Consider the following 2,825-nt stretch of genomic DNA (forward strand, 5'->3'; position numbering starts at 1 on the left):
GCCAGAATATTCTGCGTCCGCGCACCGACGGCTATTATGAGTACGATGCCAAGGCGCTAAAGGAATATTCCGCGGCGGCTTGACTATCAGGCGACGCTTTCCCGAAGCAGTCGTTCCATCCCAGCCAGCAGCGCCACCAGCCATTACTTCAGGCGGAAAGGTATTGCGCCCCTTCCAGCAATAACCGAACAATCCCGCTAACCAGCAGCGCCACGCCCACGGACAGTGATACCGAAAACAACGCCTCCTTGCGGCCGATGGTTTTCAACATTACTGCAAATGTCGATACGCACGGGAAGTAGAATGTCAGGAACAGCAGGAACGTCATGATCTGCACCCAGTCCAGATGTGCACCGATGTCGAAGGTGCCGAGAGCCTGATAAATCATCAGCAGCGACAGTTCCTTGCGCAGGATTCCAAACAGGATTGGCACGCCCAGCGCCACCGGCAGGCCTAACCACCAGTGGGTCACCGGCGTGAACACGGTGTTGATGAGCTCGTCGGCGCCGAAGTGATTGAGCAGCGCCAGCACCACGCTGCCGCCCACCAGCAAGGGAGTGACAATCGTCAATACGTCTTTGGTCCGCATCCAGGTGTTGTAAATCAGTGAGCCCCAGGCAGGCAGTGCGTAGGAGGGAATCTCCTGCACCTGTCCGGGACCGCTGTCGGGAAAGCGGCGCGCGAGCAGACCCCCCAATAGCGCGATCACCACCATGGTCAGCATGAAGATCGTGAACACGCCCAGTCCGCCCAGATATTTCCCGGCCAGCGCGAGGATGATGGCGGAGCGTGCCGAGCAGGGCACGAAAGTGATCAACAGCGAGGCGATGACGCGCTCACGGCCTTTGGTGACGGTGGCGGCGGCGGAGATCGCCGGCACGTTGCAGCCAAGCCCCAGCAGAAACGGGACCGCGACGCCGCCATGCAGGCCGAGATGATGAAACCCGCGGTCCACGACGAAGGCAATGCGGTGCATGATGCCCGACTCTTCCAGTGCCACCAGCAGCAACACCAGCGGGATCATGTACGGCACGACGATGCCGACGAGACCGATCAGACCGTCCAGCACGGCGCGGGCGATGACACCGCCGGTCGATAGCGGTTGCCAGCCTGAAGCCAGGGTGACTAATTTGGCGGAAGTCATGGCATCGAGCCAGGTGCTGACTTCGAAGACCACGAACAGCACGGCGGCGAATACCACGAGGCTGCCGAGCAGGCCCCACTGCGGGTGCAGAAATAATTCGTCAAGCCAATAGCGCCAGCCGCCGCCTTCGTACGGGGCGCCGACACGGGTCACCGCCTCGTACAAGGACGCCGCGCGGTGGTGGCGGTCGGCATGCAGTTCCTCGGCGAGCGGTCGCGGGAGCGTCTGTTCGGCTTCGTCGCGCAAGCGCAGCAAATCAGGCAACAGACGGGGAAAATGTTGCCGCATCTCCTGCAGAAAATAGCCGTCCGCCGCCGCGAACTGCATGACCAGCAACGGGTGCGGAACGCGGAACGCGGTTTGAATCTCGGGGATGTTCAAGGCCTTGCTCAAGGGCTGGAGTTTTTCGCAGATGTGCTTGCTCGCCGGTTGCGGGAGCGGGCAGGCCTTGGCGCGCACCGCCTCGACCGCCGTGGCGAAAAGTTCCGAGATGCCGTGTCCCATCAATGTCACTGTCGGCACGACCGGCACGCCCAGCAGTTTGCTCAGGGTGTTGCTGCTGATGTGCAGACCTTTCTTGCGTGCCTCGTCCATCATATTGAGGGCAATCACTATGGGGCGGCCCAGCTGACTCAGCTCCAGGGTGAGTTCCAGATGCCGTTCCAGGCTCGTGGCATCGACCACCTGGATAATGACATCCGGCGGGGAGAAGGGCGCTGGCGGACCGCCCGGCTCGTGCACCGACACCGGAGGCAACTCATCGCCCCACAGCAGATACTGCAACGTCACGCGATCGTCATGTTCGAGGTGGTGCAGCGAATGGATGCTCGGGAGATCGATAACGCGCGCCTCGTCGAGGCCGATCTGGACGGCGCATTCGCCGTAGGCGCGGCGTGTGCCGGCGAGTTCGCCGGTGCGGATCGACGTGCTCGATACCGCCTGGAATAGCGTGCTCTTGCCGCTGTTGGGCATGCCCACGAGGGCGATGCGTAAACGCCGTTCGCCGCGGAACAGGGGGGTGCGGAGCGGGATCGCGGTAGCGCGGGGCGCTTCTTTCATAAATGCATTGTTTCCCACGAAGGCACCGCGCCACAAGCAAAACCGTTGCGCTACAACTCGCGCAGCACGGTCAATGGGCTTTGGATGACCACACGGCGTGTGCCGAAATAGCCGGCCAGCCCGATCAATACTCCTCCGGCGAGCGGCGCCGCCAGCCACACCGGCCACTTGAAGCTGTACTCGAGCTCGAATGCGCGCGTGTAGAGCAGGTAGGCGATGAGTTCCGTGCCGATCGCGGCGAGAATACCGGCGAGCACACCGAGCACGGCGAATTCGGTGAAATGCGCGGCGCGCAGCTGGTGGCGGCTCGCGCCCAGCACGCGCAGGAGCGCGCCTTCGTGGAACCGTTCGTCCAGGCTCGCGGCCAGGGCGGCGAACAACACCGCAAACCCGGAGGCAAGCACGAACAGCAACACCAGCTCCACGGCCGCCGTGACCTGCCCGAGGATTACCCGCACCTGCGCCAGCACCTGGTCCATCTCGAGCACCGTCACCGCCGGGAAGGTGCGCACCAGCGCGGTGAGCAGGGATTTATGCTCCGGGGCGAGATGGAAGCTCGTGAGGTAAGTGGCCGGGAAGTCTTCGAGCGCCCCGGGCGGGAAGATCATGTAGAAGTTGGGAT

2 protein-coding genes are annotated in these 2,825 nt (G+C 62.9%); both read right to left on the reverse strand.

Going from position 1 to position 2,825, the window contains the following annotated elements:
* Positions 1 to 148: 148 nt before the first annotated feature.
* Positions 149 to 2,203, reverse strand: a complete 2,055-nt coding sequence (gene feoB / locus WB402_RS01430) for a ferrous iron transport protein B (RefSeq protein WP_424205029.1) — start codon at positions 2,201 to 2,203, stop codon at positions 149 to 151.
* Positions 2,204 to 2,253: 50 nt separating this feature from the next.
* Positions 2,254 to 2,825, reverse strand: a 572-nt coding sequence (locus tag WB402_RS01435; RefSeq protein ID WP_424205031.1) for an ABC transporter permease, incomplete at its 5' end; no start/stop codon positions are given.

It is taken from the genome of Sulfuricaulis sp. (assembly GCF_049587675.1).
Lineage (GTDB): Bacteria > Pseudomonadota > Gammaproteobacteria > Acidiferrobacterales > Sulfurifustaceae > Sulfuricaulis.

Excerpts from the sequence above, each read along its gene's own strand:
- feoB (WP_424205029.1), bottom strand. The coding sequence starts at position 2,203 with ATGAAAGAAGCGCCCCGCGCTACCGCGATCCCGCTCCGCACCCCCCTG.